Below are 20,091 nucleotides of genomic sequence, written 5' to 3' on the forward strand. Positions count from 1 at the left end.
TGTGGGAGCAAAGCCGCCCTGGGGTGAGGATAAAAAACGGAGGGAAGCCCCATGCCAGTCGCTGTGATTCAAATGGTCAGCCAGAGCGATGTGCTCGCCAATCTGGCCCGCGCCCGGGTGCTGCTGGAACAGGCCGCTGCCGGCGGTGCAAGGCTGGCGGTGCTACCCGAAAATTTCGCGGCCATGGGCCGGCGGGACATTGCCGATATCGGTCGCGCCGAAGCCTTTGGTCAGGGCCCGATCCTGCCCTGGTTGAAACAGGTGGCCCGCGACCTCAAGTTATGGATTGTGGCGGGCACGCTGCCATTGCCGCCTGTCGATCATCCCGAAGCCAAGGCCCATGCCTGCTCGTTGCTGGTGGACGATCAGGGGCAGGTCGTGGCGCGTTATGACAAGCTGCACTTGTTCGACGTGGATGTGGCGGACAATCGCGGCCGTTATCGCGAGTCGGATGACTATGCTTACGGTGCCAATGTGGTGGTGGCCGACACTCCCGTGGGGAGTGTCGGCCTGACGGTCTGTTATGACTTGCGCTTCCCGGAGCTCTACAGCGAGCTGCGGGCCGCCGGGGCCGAGCTGATCACGGCGCCCTCGGCGTTTACCGCGGTGACCGGGGCGGCCCACTGGGATGTCCTGATTCGCGCCCGGGCCATCGAGACCCAGTGCTATGTGCTGGCGGCCGCCCAGGGTGGCGTGCACCCGGGGCCTCGGGAAACCTTTGGCCATGCCGCCATCGTGGACCCCTGGGGGCGGGTGCTGGCACAACAGGATCAAGGCGAGGCGGTACTGCTGGCCGAGTGCGACAGCAGCGAACAGGCGTCCATCCGGGCGCGCATGCCGGTGGCCAGCCATCGGCGCTTTTTCTCGCAGGGCGCTCGACAGCGGCCTGTCCAAGATGATGAATTCAAGGCGTAGAACATATGAGCGGGTTGTTGTCCTCAGTCAGTGAACACCTCTTAGCCCCCGGTGGCGTGACCCTCGAAAGCCTGCAAGGCGTGCTGGGTGACCTGGCCGGCCCCGGTATCGACGCCGCCGACCTGTATTTCCAGGGCCAGATCTCCGAGTCCTGGTCGCTGGAGGACGGCATCGTCAAGGAAGGCAGCTTCAATCTCGACCAGGGCGTCGGCGTACGGGCCCAGTCGGGGGAGAAAACCGGTTTTGCCTACAGCAACGCCATTACCCTCGAAGCCCTCGGTGCTGCGGCCCGTGCCGCCCGGTCGATTTCCCGTGCCGGGCAGAACGGCACGGTCCAGGCCTTCAGCAGCCAGGACGTGGCCCAGTTATATGCGCCGGACAATCCGTTGGAGGTCATGAGCCGTGCCGAAAAGGTCGAACTGCTCAAGCGCATCGACGTTGCGACCCGCGCCCTCGACCCGCGTATCCAGCAGGTGACGGTGAGCATGGCCGGTGTCTGGGAGCGAATCCTGGTGGCCTCCACCGACGGTGGCCTGGCCGCGGACGTCCGGCCGCTGGTGCGTTTCAACGTCAGCGTGATCGTCGAGCAGAACGGGCGCCGTGAGCGCGGCGGCCATGGCGGCGGCGGGCGTACCGACTACCGTTATTTCCTCAATGAAGACCGCGCCATGGGCTATGCCCGCGAAGCGCTGCGCCAGGCGCTGGTCAACCTTGAAGCCATCCCGGCCCCGGCGGGCACGTTGCCGGTGGTGCTGGGTTCGGGTTGGTCCGGCGTGCTGCTGCACGAGGCGGTGGGCCACGGCCTGGAAGGCGACTTCAACCGCAAGGGCAGTTCGGCCTACAGCGGGCGTATGGGTGAAATGGTCGCTTCGAAACTCTGCACCATCGTCGATGACGGCACCCTGGCCGGGCGTCGTGGTTCCCTGAGCGTCGACGATGAAGGTACTCCGACCGAGTGCACCACGCTGATCGAGAACGGTGTGCTCAAGGGCTACATGCAGGACAAGCTCAACGCTCGGCTGATGGGCGTGGCCCGCACGGGTAACGGTCGCCGCGAATCCTACGCGCACCTGCCGATGCCGCGCATGACCAACACCTACATGCTGGGCGGCCAGAGCGATCCGGCGGAGATCATCGCCTCGGTGAAGAAGGGCATCTATTGCGCCAACCTCGGCGGTGGCCAGGTGGACATCACCAGCGGCAAGTTCGTGTTCTCCACCAGCGAGGCCTACCTGATCGAAGACGGCAAGATCACCGCGCCGGTCAAGGGTGCGACCTTGATCGGCAACGGGCCGGAGGCGATGAGCAAGGTGTCGATGGTCGGCAACGACCTGGCGCTGGACAGCGGCGTGGGCACTTGTGGCAAGGATGGGCAATCGGTGCCGGTAGGCGTCGGCCAGCCGACCCTGAAGATCGATGCGATCACCGTGGGTGGCACGGGCGCCTAAAAAGACGTGTTCAAATTATTGTGGCGAGGGAGCTTGCTCCCGCTGGGCTACGCAGTAGCCCCAATGCGGTCGAACCGAGCGAGGGCAAGCTCCCTCGCCACAATAAAGGCAACTCCCTAAGGGGGAGCGATCAGCGCAAACCGCGTTGGGTTTCGTCCAGCTCACGGATGTACTTGAAGATTTTACGGCTCGAGGCCGGCGGCTTGTTCTGTGCCACCTCGTGCTGGGCCTGACGGATCAGGGAGCGCAGTTGCTGACGGTCAGCCTCTGGGTAGTCGATGACGAACTTTTCCAAAGTGCCGTCGTCGCCTGCGATCAAGCGATCGCGCCAGCGTTCCAGGTTATGGAAGCGTTCGTTGTACTGTCGGGTGGAGGCATCGAGTTGGTCGAGCAGGACCAGGATGGCGCTGGTGTCCTGGTCGCGCATCAGTTTGCCGATGAATTGCAGGTGCCGTTTACGCGCGATATTCGCGGTGTGCTTGGGCGCATCGGCCAGGGCCCGGCGCAAGGCGTCGGTCAGGGGCAGTTTGGCCAGCAAGTCAGGCTTGAGTGTCGTCAGGCGCTCGCCGAGGTCAACCAGAGCATGCAGCTCGCGTTTGACCTGGGATTTGCTTTTTTCACCCTCGTAGAGGGAGTCGTCGTAAGAATCAACCATGGGGGCAGTCCGCAAAGAAACGCCGCCATGATAACCAGTCGGGGGCCGCTTGTCCGGCCCGGTCGCTAGAAGGCCATCACCGAAAGCAGAATTTGAGTGGAGAACACCATGAGTGCAGTTCAGAGCGTCGGCCCACAAGCGTTGCCGGCACTGCAGGAACAAGTCGAGCAGATCCTCGCCGAGGCCAAGCGACAGGGCGCCAGCGCGTGCGAGGTGGCGGTGTCGCTGGAGCAGGGCCTGTCGACGTCGGTACGCCAGCGCGAGGTGGAAACCGTCGAGTTCAATCGCGACCAGGGGTTTGGCATCACCTTGTACGTTGGCCAGCGCAAGGGCTCGGCCAGCACTTCGGCCAGCGGCCCGGACGCCGTTCGCGAAACCGTCGCCGCGGCCCTGGCGATTGCCAGGCACACCTCTGAAGACGAAGCCTCGGGCCTGGCCGATGCCGCGCTGATGTGCAAGGAGCAAAAGGATTTTGACCTGTTCCATGCCTGGGACATCAGCCCTGAACAGGCCATCGAGCAAGCGCTGCGCTGTGAAGCGGCGGCTTTCGACGCCGACAGCCGGATCAAGAACGCCGACGGCACGACGCTCAACACTCACCAGGGTTGCCGGGTCTATGGCAACAGCCACGGTTTCATCGGCGGTTATGCATCTACTCGCCACAGCCTCAGTTGCGTGATGATCGCCGAAGCCGACGGCCAGATGCAGCGCGATTACTGGTACGACGTGAACCGCCAGGGCACTTTGCTGGCCGACCCGGTGAGCATCGGCCAGAAAGCCGCGCAACGGGCGGCCAGTCGCCTGGGCGCACGACCCGTACCGACCTGTGAAGTACCGGTGCTGTTTTCGGCCGAGCTGGCCGGTGGCTTGTTCGGCAGCTTCCTGTCGGCGGTGTCCGGCGGCAACCTGTATCGCAAGTCCTCGTTCCTCGAGGGCGCACTGGGCCAGAAGCTGTTCCCGGAATGGATGACCATCGACGAACGTCCGCACCTGGTGCAGGCCATGGGCAGCTCGGCGTTCGACGGTGATGGCCTGGCCACCTATGCCAAGCCGTTCGTCGAGCGCGGCGAGTTGGTGTCCTACATCCTCGGCACCTATTCGGGCCGCAAGCTGGGCATGCCGAGCACTGCCAATGCCGGTGGCGTGCATAACCTGTTCGTGACCCACGGCGATGAAGACCAGGCCGCCTTGCTGCGGCGAATGGGGCGAGGCCTGCTGGTAACTGAACTGATGGGCCATGGCCTGAACATGGTGACCGGCGATTACTCCCGTGGTGCTGCGGGATTCTGGGTCGAGAACGGCGAGATCCAGTTCCCGGTCCAGGAAGTGACCATCGCCGGTAACCTGCGCGACATGTTCAAGCAGATCGTGGCCGTGGGCAGCGACCTGGAGCTGCGCAGCAACATTCGCACAGGTTCGGTGTTGATCGAGCGGATGACGGTGGCGGGTAGCTGACCTGGCCGCAATGAAAAAGGCGCGCCGTCCTTTGGATGGCGCGCCTTTTTTGGGTTCGCAGAACCTTCTGTGGTGAGGGAGCTTGCTCCCGCTCGGTTGCGAAGCAACCGCAAAAAGCTTGGGGGCTGCTGCGCAGCCCAGCGGGAGCAAGCTCCCTCGCCACAGCAAGCCTACAGCAAGCCTACCTCAAGCAAGCCTACCTCAAGCAAGCCTACAGCAAGCCTACCTCAAGCAAGCCTGCCTCAAGCCTGCCTCAAGCCTAGCTCGAAGCAGCCTCATCCTTTTCAAGCCTGCATCGGCCAGGGGCGATCAACCGCCTTCGTCGAAGTAATTGTTGATCAGGGCCACCAGGGCATCCATGGCTTCCTGCGCCTGTTCACCTTCGGTCGCCAAGTGGATCTTGGTGCCCTTGCCGGCGGCGAGCATCATCATTGCCATGATGCTTTTACCATCGACCGTGGTCTCGGGCGTGCGGCCAACCCGGATCGTGGTCTCGGGAAACTGGCCCGCCACCCCGACGAACTTGGCCGATGCCCGGGCATGCAGGCCCAACTTGTTGATGATTTCAATTTCCCGAGCAGGCATCGCGATGTGGATCCTTTAGCTGAGGTCGCGGTGGCGAACCTGGACGTTCTTCAGGGACTGTTGCAGGAGCTGACCCAGGCGTTCGGTCAGGTAGACAGAGCGGTGATGACCACCGGTACAGCCGATGGCGATCGTCACGTAGGCGCGGTTGCTCGCGGCAAAGCGCGGCAGCCATTTGAGCAGGTAGCTGGAAATGTCCTGGAACATGTCTTCGACATCCGGCTGGGCGGCCAGATAGTCGATCACCGGTTGGTCGAGCCCGGACTGCTCACGCAATTCCGGCTTCCAATACGGGTTGGGCAGGCAGCGCACGTCAAACACCAGGTCGGCGTCCACCGGCATGCCACGCTTGAAACCGAACGACTCCACCAGGAATGCGGTACCCGGCTCCGGCTGGTTCAGCAGGCGCAGCTTGATGGTGTCACGCAACTGGTACAGGTTCAGGTTCGTGGTGTTGATCTTCAGGTCCGCCAGGTCCGCGATGGGGCCCAGCAGTTGGGTCTCGTCCTCGATGGCTTCGGCCAGGGAACGGCTGGCGTTGCTCAGGGGGTGGCGACGACGGGTTTCGGAAAAACGCTTGAGCAGGGTTTCTTCGTCGGCGTCCAGGTACAGCACGTCGCACTGGATGTGCCGGCTGCGGACTTCTTCGAGCAATTGCGGGAAGCGCGACAGATGGCTCGGCAGGTTGCGGGCATCGATGGACACCGCCACCAGCGGTTGCGCCAGCTCGGTATTGATCAGTGCGCGTTCGGCCAGTTCCGGCAGCAAGCCGGCCGGCAGGTTGTCGATGCAATAGTAGCCGTTGTCCTCAAGGACGTTGAGGGCGGTACTCTTACCGGAGCCGGAGCGGCCGCTGACGATGATCAGGCGCATGTTCAGTGACCGTTCTGCTCGTCCAGGACAACCTGGTACAAGGCTTCGTTATTCGGTGCGCTGCGCAGTTTTTCGCGCACTTCCTTGCGGTCCAGCATGCTGGCAATCTGGCGCAGCAGCTCCAGGTGCGCATCGGTCGCCGCTTCCGGCACCAACAGCACGAACAGCAGGTCGACCGGTGCGCCGTCGATGGCGTCGAACTCTATGGCGGCTTCAAGGTGCAGTAGCGCACTGATGGGCGCGGTACAACCTTTGAGGCGGCAGTGAGGAATGGCGATGCCGTTGCCAAAACCGGTGGAACCGAGTTTTTCACGGGCAACCAGGGCCTCGAAGACATCCTGCATTTCCAGATCCGGTACTTCCCGGTGGATCAGGTTGGCGATTTGTTCGAGGGCTTTTTTCTTGCTGCCACCCGGCGCGTTCACCTGGGAACGGCCGGGGGTCAGGATGGTTTCTAGTCGGATCATGGATTGAGGGGGTTAACGACCGGTCGCGCCCTGGAGGAGGCTCTGGGTCTTTTCCTTATGCTTTTTAAGTTGGCGATCCAGCTTGTCGGTCAGCAGGTCAATCGCGGCGTACATGTCTGTGTGCTCTGCGTTCGCAACCACTTCTCCGCCGGGGATATGCAGCGTGGCTTCGATTTTCTGCAGCAGCTTCTCGACGTTCATCGTGACTTGCACATTGGTGATCTTGTCGAAATGCCTTTCCAATCGGTCGAGTTTTTCGCCGATGTAGGTGCGCAGGGGTTCGGTCACTTCCAGTTGGTGTCCACTGATGTTGACTTGCATACAGCTTCTCCTTCGTTGCCAGTGCATAAAGCGGCAGGCAGAAATGCCTGCCACTGGAACGCTGTGGCGGGGCCCGCTACATCAACCGCTTGCGTTCGCTCGAAGGTGCGATCCCGAGGGATTCGCGGTACTTGGCGACGGTACGGCGGGCCACCTGAATGCCTTGTGCCTCCAGTAAACCAGCGATCTTGCTGTCACTCAACGGCTTTTTCTGATTTTCCGCAGCCACCAGTTTCTTGATGATCGCGCGGATGGCCGTGGACGAGCATTCGCCGCCTTCGGAGGTGCTGACGTGGCTGGAGAAAAAGTATTTCAGCTCATAGATACCCCGAGGGGTATGCATGAATTTCTGGGTGGTCACCCGGGAAATTGTCGACTCGTGCATGCCCACCGCTTCGGCGATGTCATGCAGGACCAACGGTTTCATCGCTTCGTCGCCGTACTCCAGGAAGCCGCGCTGATGCTCGACGATCTGGGTGGCTACTTTCATCAGGGTCTCGTTGCGGCTTTGCAGGCTCTTGATGAACCAGCGCGCCTCCTGCAACTGGTTGCGCATGAAGGTGTTGTCGGCGCTGGTGTCGGCACGCCTGACGAAGCCTGCGTATTGGGCGTTGACCCGCAGCTTGGGCACCGACTCCTGGTTGAGCTCCACCAGCCAGCGATCGTTGTGCTTGCGCACGATCACGTCGGGCACGACGTATTCGGGTTCGGTGGACTCGATCTGCGAGCCCGGTCGCGGATTAAGGCTCTGGACCAGCTCGATCACCTGGCGCAGCTCATCTTCCTTGAGCTTCATGCGTCGCATCAGTTGGCTGTAGTCGCGGCCGCCCAGCAGGTCGATGAAATCGGTGACCAGTCGCTTGGCCTCGGTCAGCCAAGGTGTCTTGGCGGGCAGCTGGCGCAGTTGCAGCAACAGGCATTCGCCCAGGTTGCGGGCGGCGACGCCGGCCGGCTCGAACTGTTGGATGCGGTGCAGGACGGCCTCGATCTCGTCCAGCTCGATATCCAGCTCAGGGTCGAAGGCTTCGAGGATTTCTTCGAGGGTCTCGTCCAGGTAGCCTTGGTTGTTGATGCAGTCGATCAGGGTGACGGCGATCAGGCGATCGGTGTCGGACATCGGCGCCAGGTTCAATTGCCACAGCAGGTGGCTTTGCAGGCTCTCGCCGGCGGACGTGCGGGTGGTGAAATCCCACTCGTCGTCGTCACTGCTTGGCAGGCTGCTGGCGCTGGTCTGGTAGACGTCTTCCCAGGCCGTGTCGACCGGAAGGTCGTTGGGGATGCGTTCGTTCCACTCGCCTTCCTCGAGGTTGTCCACCGTTGGGGCGGCTTCCTGGTAGGACGGTTCCGGGGCTTCGGTATTGGGCTTTTGCTCGACGTTATCGGCCATTGGGTCGGAGTTGTCGAAGTCGTCGCCTTCTTCCTGGCGTTCGAGCATCGGATTGGACTCCAACGCTTCCTGGATTTCCTGTTGCAGGTCCAGGGTCGACAATTGGAGCAGGCGGATGGCCTGTTGCAGCTGCGGTGTCATCGTCAGCTGCTGGCCCATTCTCAAGACTAGCGATGGTTTCATGGCAGGGGCTTAACACCTTATTCGCCGGCGCACATGCGCCATCCACTACAGGGCGCCGGAGCGCCAAACTTAAGCAAATTATATGCCTGAAACTGAAGTGTTTGCCTAGGGCGCCGCCATAATAAAATTTAGCGGCGCCGGGACGATTTGCCAGACACTTTGCGCTTACAGGCGGAACTCATGGCCCAGGTACACTTCCTTGACCAGATCGTTGGCCAGGATGGTTTCGGCATCGCCTTCGGCAATCAGTTGGCCGTCGTTGACGATATAGGCGGTTTCGCAGATATCCAGTGTCTCACGCACGTTGTGGTCGGTGATCAGTACGCCGATCCCCTTGGCCTTGAGGTGGTGGATGATCTGCTTGATGTCGCCGACCGAGATCGGGTCCACACCGGCGAAGGGTTCGTCGAGCAGGATGAACTTCGGTGCGGTGGCCAGGGCCCGGGCAATCTCCACGCGGCGTCGCTCGCCACCGGACAGGCTCATGCCGAGGTTGTCACGGATGTGGCTGATGTGGAATTCCTGCAGCAGGCTTTCCAGTTCCTGGCGACGACCGGCCTTGTCGAGCTCCTTGCGGGTCTCGAGGATGGCCATGATGTTGTCGGCAACCGACAGTTTGCGGAAGATCGACGCTTCTTGCGGCAGGTAGCCGATACCCGCCTTCGCCCGACCGTGCATCGGCTGGTGGCTGACGTCCAGGTCGTCGATCAGTACGCGACCCTGGTCGGCCTGGACCAGGCCCACGATCATGTAGAAGCAGGTGGTCTTGCCCGCGCCGTTGGGGCCGAGCAGGCCGACGATCTGGCCGCTGTCGATGGACAGGCTGACATCACGTACGACTTGACGGCTCTTGTAGCTCTTGGCCAAGTGCTGAGCTTTCAGAGTTGCCATTTACTGGGCCTTTTGCTCGGTTTTCTTTTTAGGCTGGATCACCATGTCGATCCGCGGCCGCTGCTCGGTCACTTTGTTGCCGGTGGCGCGGCCGGCGCTGGCCAGCTTCTTGTTGGTGTCATAGACGATTTTCTCGCCCTGGGTCACGTTGCCGTCCTTGTCGACGACCTTGGCGCGGTCGATCAGTACGACGCGGTCCTGGGAGGCGTGATACTGGATGGTCACCCCATAGCCCTGGACTGGCTTGGTGTCGCCTGCGGTTTGCAACTGCTCGAAATAGGCGAGGTTGCCCACCGAGGTCACCACGTCGATGTCGCCGGACTGGGTGCGGGTGATGGTCACGGTATTGCCGGTCACCTTCATCGAGCCCTGGGTGATGATGACATCGCCCTTGTACGTGGCGATGCCGTTCTTGTCGTCCAGCTGGGCGTCGTCGGCCTGGATGCGGATCGGCTGGTCGCGGTCGGTGGGAAGAGCCCAGGCGCTCGCGCTTCCCAGTGCTGCGCCCAGACTGAGCAAAATAGGGAGGGTTTTAGCGAGCTTCATACTGTCCTCTTACTTTCGAGAGCAGGTGTATCCTGCTTTCCTTCAAATACGCCTTCATTCCTATGCCGGTCGATACCCCGCCGGCGCCGTCGATTCTAACGGGTTGCTCGGTCTGCGCATATTGCTGCTGTGGGAACACGGTCATGCGCGTGCTGGTGATGATGGTCGTACGGTTCTTCTCATCGGTTCGCGCGACGCGCACCGAGTCGATCAGTTCTACTTCGGTGCCGCCGGAGTTGACCTCGGCGTGCTCGCTCTGCACATGCCATGGGAACTCGGTGCCGCGGAACATGTTCAGGTCAGGCTGGGTGACCAGGCTGATGTCGGTGGCCTTGATGTGATCGACCTTGTCGGCGGTCATTTCGTACTGCACCTTGCCGTCGGGCAGGTATTGCAGGGTATGGGTGTTGGTCGCATACCAGTCGATGCGCTCCTCGACCGCCGCTGCCGGCTGGTCGAGAAAGCGTTCCGGGCTGATGTTCCAGTAGCCCACCGCTGCGAATATCGCCGCGATGCAGCCGAACACCACGATGGTGCGAATCTTTTTGCTCAGCATAAATGGCTCACAGGTACGCGGCGTTGGCCGCTTCGAGGCGGCCCTGGGCGCGCAGGATCAGTTCACAGAATTCACGGGCCGCGCCTTCGCCGCCTCGTGCCGTGGTGACGCCGTGGGCGTGCTCGCGTACGAAACCGGCCGCGTTGGCGACCGCCATGCCCAGGCCAACCCGGCGAATCACCGGCAGGTCCGGCAGGTCGTCACCCAGGTAGGCGACCTGTTCATAGCTCAGGTTGAGTTGGCCCAGCAATTCGTCCAGCACCACCAGTTTGTCCTCGCGCCCCTGATAAAGGTGGGGAATGCCGAGGTTCTTGGCGCGCCGCTCGACCACCGGGGTCTTGCGGCCGCTGATGATGGCTGTTTGCACGCCGGCGGCCATCAGCATCTTGATGCCCTGGCCGTCGAGGGTGTTGAAGGTCTTGAACTCGCTGCCGTCTTCGAGGAAATACAGGCGACCGTCGGTCAGCACGCCGTCCACATCGAACACCGCCAGCTTGATCGCCTTGCCGCGTTGCAACAGGTCTGTGTTCATTTACATCACTCCCGCACGCAGCAAATCGTGCATGTTCAGGGCGCCTACCGGGCGGTCTTCGGCGTCGACCACCACCAGGGCGCTGATCTTGTGGTCTTCCATGATTTTCAGGGCCTCGGCGGCGAGCATCTCGGCGCGGGCGGTCTTGCCGTGGGGGGTCATGACTTGCTCGATGGTCGCGCTGTGGATGTCGATGGTGCGGTCCAGGGTGCGGCGCAGGTCGCCGTCGGTGAAGATCCCGGCGAGCTTGCCGTCGGCCTCCAGGACCACCGTCATGCCCAGTCCCTTGCGGGTCATCTCCATGAGCGCGTCCTTGAGCAGCGTGCCGCGTTGCACCTGCGGCAGTTCCTGGCCGGCGTGCATGACGTTCTCGACTTTCAGTAGCAGGCGACGACCAAGGGCGCCACCGGGGTGGGAGAACGCGAAGTCCTCGGCGGTGAACCCCCGGGCTTCCAGCAGGGCCACGGCCAGGGCGTCGCCCATGACCAGCGCGGCGGTGGTGGAGGAGGTCGGCGCCAGGTTCAGCGGGCAGGCTTCATGCTCGACATGAACGTTGAGGTTCACCTCGGCGGCCTTGGCCAGTGGCGAATCCGGATTGCCGGTGAGGCTGATCAACTGGATGCCCAGGCGCTTGATCAACGGCAGCAGGGTGACGATCTCATTGGTCGAGCCGGAGTTGGACAGGGCCAGGATAATGTCGTCGCGGGTGATCATGCCCATGTCCCCGTGGCTGGCTTCGGCCGGGTGGACAAAGAACGCCGTGGTGCCGGTGCTGGCCAGGGTGGCGGCGATCTTGTTGCCGATGTGCCCGGACTTGCCCATGCCGACCACGACGACGCGGCCCTTGCTGGCCAGAATCATCTCGCAGGCGCGTACGAAATCAGCGTCGATATGGGGCAGCAAGCCTTGCACGGCTTCGAGTTCGAGGCGGATGGTACGTTGTGCCGATTGAATCAGGTCGCTGGATTGGCTCATGTCAGAAATCGTATAGCCTGATGAAAAGGCGGCGATTATAGCGGCAATGAACAATTCCCTCACGTAAGTTCGTCATGGGCTTGTTCGAAGGGGCCGTCGGGCTCGACATGGAATGTTGCTTTTTACCTTGGATCAGGCTTAACAGGCGTGGTGACGGCCTTGGGCGCGGGGCTGTTGCAGTGATATAGTTCGCCGCCGGTTCGCGTGCCCGGCGGTGCCGGCGCCTGCCGGCAGGCCAGGGCACTCGAATGTGAGGCTGCATCGCAAGGAGTTTAGATGAGTGCCGACAACGCCTACGCGGTCGAGCTGAAGGGATTGTCCTTCAAGCGAGGGACGCGCAGCATTTTCAATGACATCGATATTCGCATACCCCGTGGCAAGGTGACCGGCATCATGGGGCCTTCCGGGTGCGGCAAGACCACCCTGTTGCGGCTGATAGGCGCCCAATTGCGCCCCAGCGCCGGTGAAGTCTGGGTCAATGGCCAGAATCTTCCCAAGCTGTCGCGCAGCGACCTGTTCGATGCACGCAAGCACATGGGTGTACTGTTCCAGAGCGGCGCGCTGTTTACCGACCTCGATGTCTTCGAGAACGTGGCGTTTCCCCTGCGGGTCCATACCGACCTGCCGGAGGAGATGATCCGCGACATCGTCCTGCTCAAGTTGCAGGCGGTCGGGCTGCGTGGCGCCCTCGACCTGATGCCGGACGAGCTTTCCGGTGGCATGAAGCGCCGAGTCGCCCTGGCCCGGGCAATCGCCCTGGACCCGAAGATCCTCATGTACGACGAGCCCTTCGTCGGCCAGGACCCGATTGCCATGGGCGTGCTCGTGCGCCTGATCCGCCTGCTCAACGATGCGTTGGGCATCACCAGCATCGTGGTCTCCCACGACCTGGCCGAAACCGCGAGCATTGCCGACTACATCTATGTCGTCGGTGATGGCCAGGTGCTGGGGCAGGGCACGCCTCAGGAACTGATGAACTCCGACAACCCGCGCATCCACCAATTCATGAAGGGGGATCCGGACGGCCCGGTGGCGTTCCATTTTCCGGCCACGGATTACCGCACCGACCTGCTGGGGAAGCGCTGATGCGCAACAAATCACTGATAGAAAGAATTCGCCTGTTCGGTCGCTCCGGCATCGACGTGCTGGCCGTCCTGGGTCGTTCCTCGCTGTTCCTGATGCACGCCTTGCTGGGGCGCAACTCGACGGGCGGCGGTTTTGGCCTGCTGGTCAAGCAATTGCACTCGGTGGGCGTGATGTCCCTGGTGATCATCGTGGTCTCCGGGATCTTCATCGGCATGGTGCTGGCACTGCAGGGGTTCAACATCCTGTCCAGCTACGGTTCGGAGCAGGCGGTCGGGCAAATGGTTGCGCTGACATTGCTGCGTGAGCTCGGTCCGGTGGTGACCGCGTTGCTGTTCGCCGGTCGTGCCGGTTCGGCGCTGACGGCCGAGATCGGCAACATGAAGTCCACCGAGCAGTTGTCCAGCCTGGAGATGATCGGCGTCGACCCGCTCAAATACATCATCGCCCCACGCCTGTGGGCCGGTTTCATTTCCTTGCCGGTGCTGGCGATCATCTTCAGCGTCGTGGGGATCTGGGGCGGCTCCTGGGTGGCTGTCGACTGGCTGGGGGTCTATGAAGGCTCCTTCTGGTCCAACATGCAGAACAGCGTCGACTTCCTCGACGATGTACTCAATGGCGTGATCAAAAGTGCCGTATTCGCCTTCGTGGTGACTTGGATCGCCGTGTTTCAGGGATATGACTGTGAACCCACCTCGGAGGGGATCAGCCGTGCCACAACCAAGACCGTGGTGTACGCCTCGCTGGCAGTGCTGGGCCTTGACTTTATTCTGACCGCCTTGATGTTTGGAGATTTCTGATGCAAAACCGCACCCTGGAAATCGGTGTCGGCCTTTTCTTGCTGGCTGGCATCCTGGCTTTGTTGCTGCTGGCCCTGCGGGTCAGTGGACTGGCGCCGACGGCAAACACCGATACGTATAAACTTTATGCCTATTTCGACAATATCGCCGGTTTGACTGTCAGAGCAAAGGTGACCATGGCTGGTGTGACCATCGGCAAGGTCACGGCAATCGATCTGGATCGCGACAGTTTCACTGGCCGCGTGACGCTGCAGTTGGAAAAGCGCGTGGATAACCTGCCGACCGACTCCACTGCATCGATCCTCACGGCTGGCCTGCTGGGCGAGAAGTACATCGGCATCAGCGTGGGCGGGGAAGAAGCCTTGCTCAAGGACGGTGGAACCATCCACGACACGCAGTCGTCGCTGGTGCTCGAAGACCTGATCGGTAAATTCCTGCTCAATACCGTTAGCAAAGACGCCAAATGAGGAGCTTTCGAATGATCTCTATCCTGCGACGTAGCCTGCTGGTGTTGCTCGCGGCGCTGCCGATGATGGCCCATGCCGTGGCCGCGCCTTCGGCCCATGACATCATCCAGGACACCACGACCCGGTTGTTGGCAGACCTTTCCGCCAATAAAGAGCATTACAAACAGGACCCGGGCGCGTTCTATGACGCGCTCAACGGCATCGTCGGGCCTGTTGTGGATGCCGACGGCATCTCCCGCAGCATCATGACCGTCAAGTTCTCGCGCAAGGCGACCCCGGCGCAGATGACCCGTTTCCAGGAGAACTTCAAGCGCAGCCTGATGCAGTTCTATGGCAACGCCTTGCTCGAATACAACAACCAGGGCATCACCGTTTCGCCGGCCAAGGATGAAAGTGGCACTCGTACCAGTGTCGACATGCAGGTCAAGGGCAACAACGGCGCGATCTACCCGGTCTCCTACACCCTCGAGAAAATCAACGAGGAATGGAAGGTCCGCAATGTGATCATCAACGGCATCAACATTGGCAAGCTGTTCCGTGACCAGTTCGCCGATGCGATGCAGCGCAATGGCAATGACCTGGACAAGACCATCGATGGTTGGGCCGGGGAAGTCGCCAAGGCCAAGGACGTTGCCAAGGACGCCCAGGAGAAGCAGGCGCAATGAGTGACTTGGCAAGTGAGTCGGCTGTACGCTTGGGCGAGGCCGGTGAATTGTTGCTCAGTGGCGTGCTGGACTATCGCACCGGCCCGGTCTTGCGCAAGCAGGGCCAGGCGCTGATCAAGTCCGCGAGTGCGACCGACGTGGTGATCGACTGCTCGGCGGTGCGCAAGTCCAGTAGCGTCGGCCTGTCCTTGCTGCTGTGCTTCATGCGTGACGCCAAGGCGGCCGGCAAGACCTGGAGCATCCGAGGGATGCCCGAAGACATGCGCGAAATAGCCCAGGTCAGCGAGCTGACCGAGCTGTTGGCGCACCCCTGACCCACGTCCCTGGAAAGCCCTCTGTCAGAGTCCTGCTGTGCGGGGTTCGCAGTCGCGGGGCTTTTTTGTATGATGTGCGACCCGCGCGCACAGGGCGCCGATTGAGGTTGAGCATGCAGGCCAACGAAGTAAAGAGCTTCCTTGAAGCAAATTTGCCCGGAGCTCAGGTAGAAGTTGAAGGCGAAGGCTGCAACTTTCAGCTGAACGTGATTAGCGACGACCTGGCGGCATTGAGCCCGGTCAAGCGTCAGCAGAGCATCTATGCCCATTTGAACCCGTGGATCGCCGATGGCAGCATCCATGCGGTCACTATGAAATTTTTCAGCCGCGCGGCCTGGGCCGAGCGCACCTGAGCCCAAGGGCCTCGAGATTCTTATGGATAAACTGATTATTACCGGCGGCGTTCGTCTTGATGGCGAAATCCGTATTTCCGGGGCAAAGAACTCCGCCCTGCCGATCCTGGCCGCGACCCTGCTGTGCGATGGCCCGGTGACCGTGGCCAACCTGCCGCACCTGCACGACATCACCACGATGATCGAGCTGTTCGGCCGCATGGGCATCGAGCCTGTGATCGACGAGAAGCTCAGCGTCGAGATCGATCCGCGCACTATCAAGACCCTGGTCGCCCCGTACGAGCTGGTGAAAACCATGCGCGCATCGATCCTGGTACTGGGTCCGATGGTTGCCCGTTTCGGTGAAGCCGAAGTCGCGTTGCCAGGTGGTTGCGCCATTGGTTCGCGTCCGGTGGACCTGCACATCCGTGGCCTGGAAGCCATGGGCGCAGTGATCGACGTCGAAGGCGGCTACATCAAGGCCAAGGCACCTGAAGGCGGCCTGCGCGGTGCGCACTTCTTCTTCGATACCGTCAGTGTGACCGGTACCGAGAACATCATGATGGCCGCTGCACTGGCCAAAGGCCGCAGCGTGCTGCAAAACGCCGCTCGCGAACCTGAAGTGGTCGACCTGGCGAACTTCCTGATCGCCATGGGCGCCAAGATCAGCGGTGCTGGCACCGATACCATCACCATCGATGGCGTCGAGCGCCTGCATTCGGCCACCTACAAGGTGATGCCGGACCGGATCGAGACCGGTACTTACCTGGTGGCCGCTGCCGTGACCGGTGGCCGGGTCAAGGTCAAGGACACCGATCCGACCATCCTCGAAGCTGTCCTGGAAAAACTCAAGGAATCCGGCGCCGAAGTCACCTGCGGCGAAGACTGGATCGAAGTGAACATGCACGGCAAGCGGCCAAAGGCAGTCAACGTGCGGACCGCTCCGTACCCGGCGTTCCCGACCGACATGCAGGCGCAGTTCATCTCCCTCAACGCCATTGCCGAAGGCACGGGCGCCGTGATCGAGACGATCTTCGAAAACCGCTTCATGCACGTTTACGAACTGCACCGCATGGGCGCCAAGATCCAGGTCGAAGGCAACACCGCCATCGTCACGGGCGCGGACAAGCTCAAGGGCGCGCCAGTGATGGCCACCGACCTGCGGGCCTCGGCCAGCCTGGTGATCTCGGCCCTGGTTGCCGAGGGCGATACCCTGATCGACCGTATCTACCACATCGACCGTGGCTACGAGTGCATCGAAGAAAAACTGCAAATGCTGGGCGCCAAGATCCGTCGCGTTCCGGGCTAGTTGATGCAGGGAAAAGTTGCGCAGGCACTTTTCGTTGGACGCAGGGAGGCGTCCGTTGATTTCGTTCCAGATCGAAGGTGTTTGCACCCTCGATGTGTGTCTGGCGCCATTTGCGACCAGGCATGAGTACCTTGATAAGGACTGACGTTTCCCATGTTGACCATCGCACTGTCCAAGGGCCGCATCCTTGACGACACCCTGCCGCTTCTGGCCGAAGCGGGCATCGTGCCGACCGAGAATCCGGACAAGAGCCGCAAGCTGATCATCCCCACGACCCAGGCCGACGTACGTTTGCTGATCGTGCGCGCCACCGATGTGCCAACGTATGTTGAACATGGCGCCGCCGACCTTGGCGTCGCCGGCAAAGACGTGTTGATGGAATACGGCGGCCAGGGCCTGTACGAGCCCCTGGACCTGCAGATCGCTCGCTGCAAGCTGATGACCGCCGGTAAAGTCGGCGCACCGGAGCCCAAGGGGCGCCTGCGCGTGGCGACCAAGTTCGTCAACATTGCCAAGCGTTATTACGCCGAGCAGGGCCGTCAGGTCGATATCATCAAGTTGTACGGCTCGATGGAGCTGGCGCCGCTGATCGGCCTGGCGGACAAGATCATCGACGTGGTCGACACCGGCAACACCCTGCGGGCCAACGGCCTGGAACCCCAGGATTTCATCGCCGATATCAGCTCCCGGCTGATCATCAACAAGGCATCGATGAAAATGCAGCACGCCCGCATCCAGGCTCTGATCGATACCCTGCGCAAGGCAGTGGAATCGCGACACCGCGGCTGATACACCTGCGCGACCTTGCGTCGCGCCCGTCTATCCGTGTCATAGCCAATTTTCTCAGGTGCCCACGCGAATGGACTGGTAGCTTAGGGCGCCTGAGCATTTGCCATTAATGAGGCCCTCGCTATGACCGCTCCCACTTCGATTCGCCGACTCAACGCTGCCGATCCGGATTTCGCACATCATCTGGATCATCTGCTGAGCTGGGAAAGTGTGTCTGACGACTCGGTCAACCAGCGGGTGCTCGACATCATCAAGGCCGTGCGCGAGCGTGGCGATGAAGCCCTGGTGGAATTCACCCAGAAATTCGACGGCCTGCAAGTGGCGTCCATGGCCGACCTGATCCTGCCGCGCGAGCGTCTGGAACTGGCGCTGACCCGCATCACCGTGGCCCAGCGCGAGGCCCTGGAAAAAGCCGCTTCACGGGTGCGCAGCTACCACGAAAGACAGAAGCAGGATTCCTGGAGCTACACCGAGGCCGACGGTACGGTGCTGGGCCAGAAAGTCACGCCGCTGGACCGCGCCGGCCTGTACGTGCCGGGCGGCAAGGCGTCCTATCCGTCCTCGGTGCTGATGAACGCGATCCCGGCCAAGGTGGCTGGCGTGACCGAAGTGGTCATGGTGGTCCCGACCCCACGCGGTGAGATCAACGAATTGGTGCTCGCCGCCGCCTGCATCGCCGGCGTGGACCGGGTGTTCACCATCGGCGGCGCCCAGGCCGTGGCCGCCCTGGCCTACGGCACCGAAAGCGTGCCGAGGGTCGACAAAGTGGTCGGGCCGGGCAACATCTACGTGGCCACCGCCAAGCGCCACGTGTTTGGCCAGGTCGGCATCGACATGATCGCCGGGCCTTCGGAGATCCTGGTGGTATGCGATGGCCTGACCGACCCGGACTGGATCGCCATGGACCTGTTTTCTCAGGCCGAGCACGACGAAGATGCCCAGGCGATCCTGGTCAGCCCGGACGCCGAGTTCCTCGACAAGGTCGCCGCCAGCATCGACAAGCTGCTGCCGACCATGGACCGCGCCGAGATCATCAACACCTCGATCAACGGCCGTGGCGCGCTGATCAAGGTCGATGACATGGCCCAGGCCATCGAGGTCGCCAACCGCATTGCGCCGGAACACCTGGAGCTGTCGGTCGCCGACCCACAGGCCTGGTTGCCGCAGATCCGTCATGCCGGGGCGATCTTCATGGGCCGCCACACCTCCGAAGCCCTGGGCGATTATTGCGCAGGCCCCAACCACGTATTGCCGACTTCCGGCACCGCGCGCTTTTCGTCGCCGCTGGGTGTGTATGACTTCCAGAAGCGTTCGTCGATCATCTTCTGCTCCGAGCAGGGCGCGTCCGAACTGGGCAAGACCGCTTCGGTGCTGGCCCGCGGCGAATCGCTGAGCGGTCACGCCCGCAGTGCCGAATATCGCATTCTCGACGCGCAATCCACTGAAGGGCAGGGGAACTGAAATGAGTAAATTCTGGAGCCCGTTCGTCAAGAACCTGGTGCCCTACGTGCCGGGTGAGCAGCCGAAACTGACTCGGCTGGTCAAGCTCAACACCAACGAGAACCCCTACGGCCCGTCGCCCAAGGCGCTCGCGGCGATGCAGACCGAGCTGAACGACAACCTGCGCCTGTACCCGGATCCCAACAGCGACCTGCTCAAAAGCGCCGTGGCCCGGTATTACGGCGTGCAGGCCAACCAGGTGTTCCTGGGCAACGGTTCGGATGAAGTGCTGGCGCACATTTTCCACGGGCTGTTGCAGCACGACCAGCCGCTGCTGTTCCCGGACATCAGCTACAGCTTCTATCCGGTGTATTGCCGGTTGTACGGCATCCAGTTCGATGCGGTGCCGCTGGATGAGCAGTTCCGGATCGACCCGGCGGATTATGCCAAGCCCAACGGCGGGATCATTTTCCCCAACCCGAACGCCCCGACGGGTTGCCTGCTGGCACTCGAAGCGGTGGAGCAGATCCTCAAGGCCAGCCCGGATTCGGTGGTGGTGGTCGACGAAGCCTACGTCGACTTCGGCGGCGAGACGGCCATCGGCCTGGTGGACCGTTACCCGAACCTGCTGGTAACCCAGACCCTGTCCAAGTCGCGCTCGCTGGCGGGCCTGCGGGTAGGACTGGCGGTGGGCCATCCGGACCTGATCGAGGCGCTGGAGCGGATCAAGAATAGTTTCAACTCCTACCCGCTGGATCGCCTGGCGAATGTCGGCGGCGCAGCGGCGTTCGATGACCGCGAATATTTCGACAAGACCTGCCGGCTGGTCATCGAGCACCGCGAGTGGGTGGTGGCGCAATTGCAGGCCAAGGGCTTTGAAGTGCTGCCTTCAGTGGCGAACTTCATCTTCGCCCGCCACCCTGGGCACGACGCGGCGGGGCTTGCCGCGAAACTGCGGGAACAAGGCGTGATCGTGCGGCACTTCAAGCAGGAGCGGATCGCCCAGTTCCTGCGGATCAGCATCGGTACGCCGGAGCAGAACCAGGCGTTGATCGACGCCCTCGGCGACCTCTGAAGCCCGGCGCGGGGGGGGGGGGGGGGGG

General features: G+C 62.0%; 24 protein-coding genes. 13 read left to right on the forward strand and 11 right to left on the reverse strand.

The window, feature by feature from the left end:
* The first annotated feature begins 51 nt into the window (after nt 1–51).
* Together ACODSJ_RS11720 and tldD are read left to right on the forward strand one after the other, a co-directional pair.
* Complete coding sequence (locus ACODSJ_RS11720) at nt 52–915, forward strand: carbon-nitrogen hydrolase family protein (protein WP_489101866.1); 864 nt, start codon at nt 52–54, stop codon at nt 913–915.
* Nucleotides 916–920: 5 nt separating this feature from the next.
* Entirely contained in the window at nt 921–2,363 is a 1,443-nt protein-coding gene (gene tldD, locus ACODSJ_RS11725) for a metalloprotease TldD (protein WP_307576186.1), read from the forward strand.
* Nucleotides 2,364–2,493: 130 nt separating this feature from the next.
* Here the strand turns inward: tldD and yjgA are convergent, their stop codons facing one another.
* Nucleotides 2,494–3,018 (reverse strand): ribosome biogenesis factor YjgA, encoded by a 525-nt coding sequence (gene yjgA, locus ACODSJ_RS11730; protein ID WP_440793774.1) that lies wholly within the window; start codon nt 3,016–3,018, stop codon nt 2,494–2,496.
* Nucleotides 3,019–3,126: 108 nt separating this feature from the next.
* On the opposite strand from yjgA, the gene pmbA reads away from it, so the two are divergent.
* Complete coding sequence (pmbA, locus tag ACODSJ_RS11735) at nt 3,127–4,473, forward strand: metalloprotease PmbA (RefSeq protein WP_489101867.1); 1,347 nt, start codon at nt 3,127–3,129, stop codon at nt 4,471–4,473.
* A 309-nt stretch (nt 4,474–4,782) separates the two neighbouring features.
* Here pmbA and ACODSJ_RS11740 read toward each other — a convergent pair whose 3' ends face one another.
* From ACODSJ_RS11740 to ACODSJ_RS11785, 10 genes are all read right to left on the reverse strand, one after another.
* Nucleotides 4,783–5,058: an HPr family phosphocarrier protein gene (locus ACODSJ_RS11740; RefSeq protein ID WP_489101868.1), complete on the reverse strand. Its 276-nt coding sequence runs from the start codon at nt 5,056–5,058 to the stop codon at nt 4,783–4,785.
* 15 nt (nt 5,059–5,073) lie between these two features.
* A complete protein-coding gene (gene rapZ / locus ACODSJ_RS11745; RefSeq protein ID WP_489101869.1) occupies nt 5,074–5,931 on the reverse strand; it encodes an RNase adapter RapZ in 858 nt (285 codons plus the stop codon).
* A 2-nt stretch (nt 5,932–5,933) separates the two neighbouring features.
* Complete coding sequence (gene ptsN, locus ACODSJ_RS11750) at nt 5,934–6,398, reverse strand: PTS IIA-like nitrogen regulatory protein PtsN (RefSeq protein ID WP_489101870.1); 465 nt, start codon at nt 6,396–6,398, stop codon at nt 5,934–5,936.
* A gap of 12 nt (nt 6,399–6,410) precedes the next feature.
* The gene (gene hpf / locus ACODSJ_RS11755) at nt 6,411–6,719 is read right to left on the reverse strand and encodes a ribosome hibernation-promoting factor, HPF/YfiA family (protein ID WP_003178005.1); all 309 of its coding nucleotides are present in this window, start codon (nt 6,717–6,719) and stop codon (nt 6,411–6,413) included.
* 76 nt (nt 6,720–6,795) lie between these two features.
* The gene (locus ACODSJ_RS11760; protein WP_489101871.1) at nt 6,796–8,289 is read right to left on the reverse strand and encodes an RNA polymerase factor sigma-54; all 1,494 of its coding nucleotides are present in this window, start codon (nt 8,287–8,289) and stop codon (nt 6,796–6,798) included.
* A gap of 165 nt (nt 8,290–8,454) precedes the next feature.
* Nucleotides 8,455–9,180 (reverse strand): LPS export ABC transporter ATP-binding protein, encoded by a 726-nt coding sequence (gene lptB / locus ACODSJ_RS11765; protein ID WP_260961119.1) that lies wholly within the window; start codon nt 9,178–9,180, stop codon nt 8,455–8,457.
* Entirely contained in the window at nt 9,181–9,726 is a 546-nt protein-coding gene (lptA, locus tag ACODSJ_RS11770; RefSeq protein ID WP_489101872.1) for a lipopolysaccharide transport periplasmic protein LptA, read from the reverse strand.
* Nucleotides 9,713–10,282: an LPS export ABC transporter periplasmic protein LptC gene (gene lptC / locus ACODSJ_RS11775; protein ID WP_489101873.1), complete on the reverse strand. Its 570-nt coding sequence runs from the start codon at nt 10,280–10,282 to the stop codon at nt 9,713–9,715. The genes lptA and lptC overlap by 14 nt, the downstream gene beginning before the upstream one ends.
* Before the next feature lie 7 nt (nt 10,283–10,289).
* The gene (locus ACODSJ_RS11780; protein WP_489101874.1) at nt 10,290–10,814 is read right to left on the reverse strand and encodes a KdsC family phosphatase; all 525 of its coding nucleotides are present in this window, start codon (nt 10,812–10,814) and stop codon (nt 10,290–10,292) included.
* Nucleotides 10,815–11,789, reverse strand: a complete 975-nt coding sequence (locus tag ACODSJ_RS11785; protein ID WP_489101875.1) for a KpsF/GutQ family sugar-phosphate isomerase — start codon at nt 11,787–11,789, stop codon at nt 10,815–10,817. It abuts the gene before it with no gap.
* A gap of 276 nt (nt 11,790–12,065) precedes the next feature.
* Here ACODSJ_RS11785 and ACODSJ_RS11790 point away from each other — a divergent pair, with 276 nt between their 5' ends.
* The 10 genes from ACODSJ_RS11790 to hisC all read left to right on the forward strand — a co-directional run bounded on the left by ACODSJ_RS11790 (nt 12,066) and on the right by hisC (nt 20,063).
* Nucleotides 12,066–12,875, forward strand: coding sequence for an ATP-binding cassette domain-containing protein (locus tag ACODSJ_RS11790; protein ID WP_489101876.1), 810 nt, complete (start codon nt 12,066–12,068; stop codon nt 12,873–12,875).
* Nucleotides 12,875–13,672, forward strand: a complete 798-nt coding sequence (gene mlaE, locus ACODSJ_RS11795; protein WP_489101877.1) for a lipid asymmetry maintenance ABC transporter permease subunit MlaE — start codon at nt 12,875–12,877, stop codon at nt 13,670–13,672. The genes ACODSJ_RS11790 and mlaE overlap by 1 nt, the downstream gene beginning before the upstream one ends.
* Complete coding sequence (gene mlaD, locus ACODSJ_RS11800) at nt 13,672–14,139, forward strand: outer membrane lipid asymmetry maintenance protein MlaD (protein ID WP_489101878.1); 468 nt, start codon at nt 13,672–13,674, stop codon at nt 14,137–14,139. Before mlaE ends, mlaD begins: the two co-directional genes overlap by 1 nt.
* 11 nt (nt 14,140–14,150) lie before the next feature.
* Nucleotides 14,151–14,804: an MlaC/ttg2D family ABC transporter substrate-binding protein gene (locus tag ACODSJ_RS11805; RefSeq protein ID WP_489101879.1), complete on the forward strand. Its 654-nt coding sequence runs from the start codon at nt 14,151–14,153 to the stop codon at nt 14,802–14,804.
* The gene (locus tag ACODSJ_RS11810; protein ID WP_489101880.1) at nt 14,801–15,118 is read left to right on the forward strand and encodes an STAS domain-containing protein; all 318 of its coding nucleotides are present in this window, start codon (nt 14,801–14,803) and stop codon (nt 15,116–15,118) included. Before ACODSJ_RS11805 ends, ACODSJ_RS11810 begins: the two co-directional genes overlap by 4 nt.
* A 113-nt stretch (nt 15,119–15,231) precedes the next feature.
* Nucleotides 15,232–15,471, forward strand: a complete 240-nt coding sequence (locus ACODSJ_RS11815) for a BolA family protein (protein WP_260961109.1) — start codon at nt 15,232–15,234, stop codon at nt 15,469–15,471.
* Between the two features lie 22 nt (nt 15,472–15,493).
* The gene (murA, locus tag ACODSJ_RS11820) at nt 15,494–16,759 is read left to right on the forward strand and encodes a UDP-N-acetylglucosamine 1-carboxyvinyltransferase (protein WP_489101881.1); all 1,266 of its coding nucleotides are present in this window, start codon (nt 15,494–15,496) and stop codon (nt 16,757–16,759) included.
* Between the two features lie 153 nt (nt 16,760–16,912).
* Entirely contained in the window at nt 16,913–17,548 is a 636-nt protein-coding gene (gene hisG / locus ACODSJ_RS11825) for an ATP phosphoribosyltransferase (protein ID WP_489101882.1), read from the forward strand.
* Nucleotides 17,549–17,671: 123 nt separating this feature from the next.
* On the forward strand, nt 17,672–19,009 hold the full coding sequence (gene hisD, locus ACODSJ_RS11830; protein WP_489101883.1) for a histidinol dehydrogenase: 1,338 nt from the start codon (nt 17,672–17,674) through the stop codon (nt 19,007–19,009).
* Nucleotide 19,010: 1 nt separating this feature from the next.
* Complete coding sequence (gene hisC, locus ACODSJ_RS11835) at nt 19,011–20,063, forward strand: histidinol-phosphate transaminase (RefSeq protein WP_489101884.1); 1,053 nt, start codon at nt 19,011–19,013, stop codon at nt 20,061–20,063.
* The last annotated feature ends 28 nt before the right edge of the window (nt 20,064–20,091 follow it).

The sequence above is a fragment of the Pseudomonas sp. FG6 genome, from assembly GCF_057809015.1.

Coding starts and splice junctions, on each gene's coding strand:
- ACODSJ_RS11720 (WP_489101866.1), top strand. CDS start 52: ATGCCAGTCGCTGTGATTCAAATGGTCAGCCAGAGCGATGTGCTCGCC.
- tldD (WP_307576186.1), top strand. CDS start 921: ATGAGCGGGTTGTTGTCCTCAGTCAGTGAACACCTCTTAGCCCCCGGT.
- ACODSJ_RS11785 (WP_489101875.1), bottom strand. CDS start 11,789: ATGAGCCAATCCAGCGACCTGATTCAATCGGCACAACGTACCATCCGC.
- ACODSJ_RS11780 (WP_489101874.1), bottom strand. CDS start 10,814: ATGAACACAGACCTGTTGCAACGCGGCAAGGCGATCAAGCTGGCGGTG.
- ACODSJ_RS11810 (WP_489101880.1), top strand. CDS start 14,801: ATGAGTGACTTGGCAAGTGAGTCGGCTGTACGCTTGGGCGAGGCCGGT.
- lptB (WP_260961119.1), bottom strand. CDS start 9,180: ATGGCAACTCTGAAAGCTCAGCACTTGGCCAAGAGCTACAAGAGCCGT.
- murA (WP_489101881.1), top strand. CDS start 15,494: ATGGATAAACTGATTATTACCGGCGGCGTTCGTCTTGATGGCGAAATC.
- ACODSJ_RS11805 (WP_489101879.1), top strand. CDS start 14,151: ATGATCTCTATCCTGCGACGTAGCCTGCTGGTGTTGCTCGCGGCGCTG.
- ACODSJ_RS11815 (WP_260961109.1), top strand. CDS start 15,232: ATGCAGGCCAACGAAGTAAAGAGCTTCCTTGAAGCAAATTTGCCCGGA.
- hisC (WP_489101884.1), top strand. CDS start 19,011: ATGAGTAAATTCTGGAGCCCGTTCGTCAAGAACCTGGTGCCCTACGTG.
- yjgA (WP_440793774.1), bottom strand. CDS start 3,018: ATGGTTGATTCTTACGACGACTCCCTCTACGAGGGTGAAAAAAGCAAA.
- lptA (WP_489101872.1), bottom strand. CDS start 9,726: ATGAAGCTCGCTAAAACCCTCCCTATTTTGCTCAGTCTGGGCGCAGCA.
- mlaE (WP_489101877.1), top strand. CDS start 12,875: ATGCGCAACAAATCACTGATAGAAAGAATTCGCCTGTTCGGTCGCTCC.
- pmbA (WP_489101867.1), top strand. CDS start 3,127: ATGAGTGCAGTTCAGAGCGTCGGCCCACAAGCGTTGCCGGCACTGCAG.
- rapZ (WP_489101869.1), bottom strand. CDS start 5,931: ATGCGCCTGATCATCGTCAGCGGCCGCTCCGGCTCCGGTAAGAGTACC.
- ptsN (WP_489101870.1), bottom strand. CDS start 6,398: ATGATCCGACTAGAAACCATCCTGACCCCCGGCCGTTCCCAGGTGAAC.
- hisD (WP_489101883.1), top strand. CDS start 17,672: ATGACCGCTCCCACTTCGATTCGCCGACTCAACGCTGCCGATCCGGAT.
- hpf (WP_003178005.1), bottom strand. CDS start 6,719: ATGCAAGTCAACATCAGTGGACACCAACTGGAAGTGACCGAACCCCTG.
- hisG (WP_489101882.1), top strand. CDS start 16,913: ATGTTGACCATCGCACTGTCCAAGGGCCGCATCCTTGACGACACCCTG.
- mlaD (WP_489101878.1), top strand. CDS start 13,672: ATGCAAAACCGCACCCTGGAAATCGGTGTCGGCCTTTTCTTGCTGGCT.
- ACODSJ_RS11740 (WP_489101868.1), bottom strand. CDS start 5,058: ATGCCTGCTCGGGAAATTGAAATCATCAACAAGTTGGGCCTGCATGCC.
- ACODSJ_RS11760 (WP_489101871.1), bottom strand. CDS start 8,289: ATGAAACCATCGCTAGTCTTGAGAATGGGCCAGCAGCTGACGATGACA.
- ACODSJ_RS11790 (WP_489101876.1), top strand. CDS start 12,066: ATGAGTGCCGACAACGCCTACGCGGTCGAGCTGAAGGGATTGTCCTTC.
- lptC (WP_489101873.1), bottom strand. CDS start 10,282: ATGCTGAGCAAAAAGATTCGCACCATCGTGGTGTTCGGCTGCATCGCG.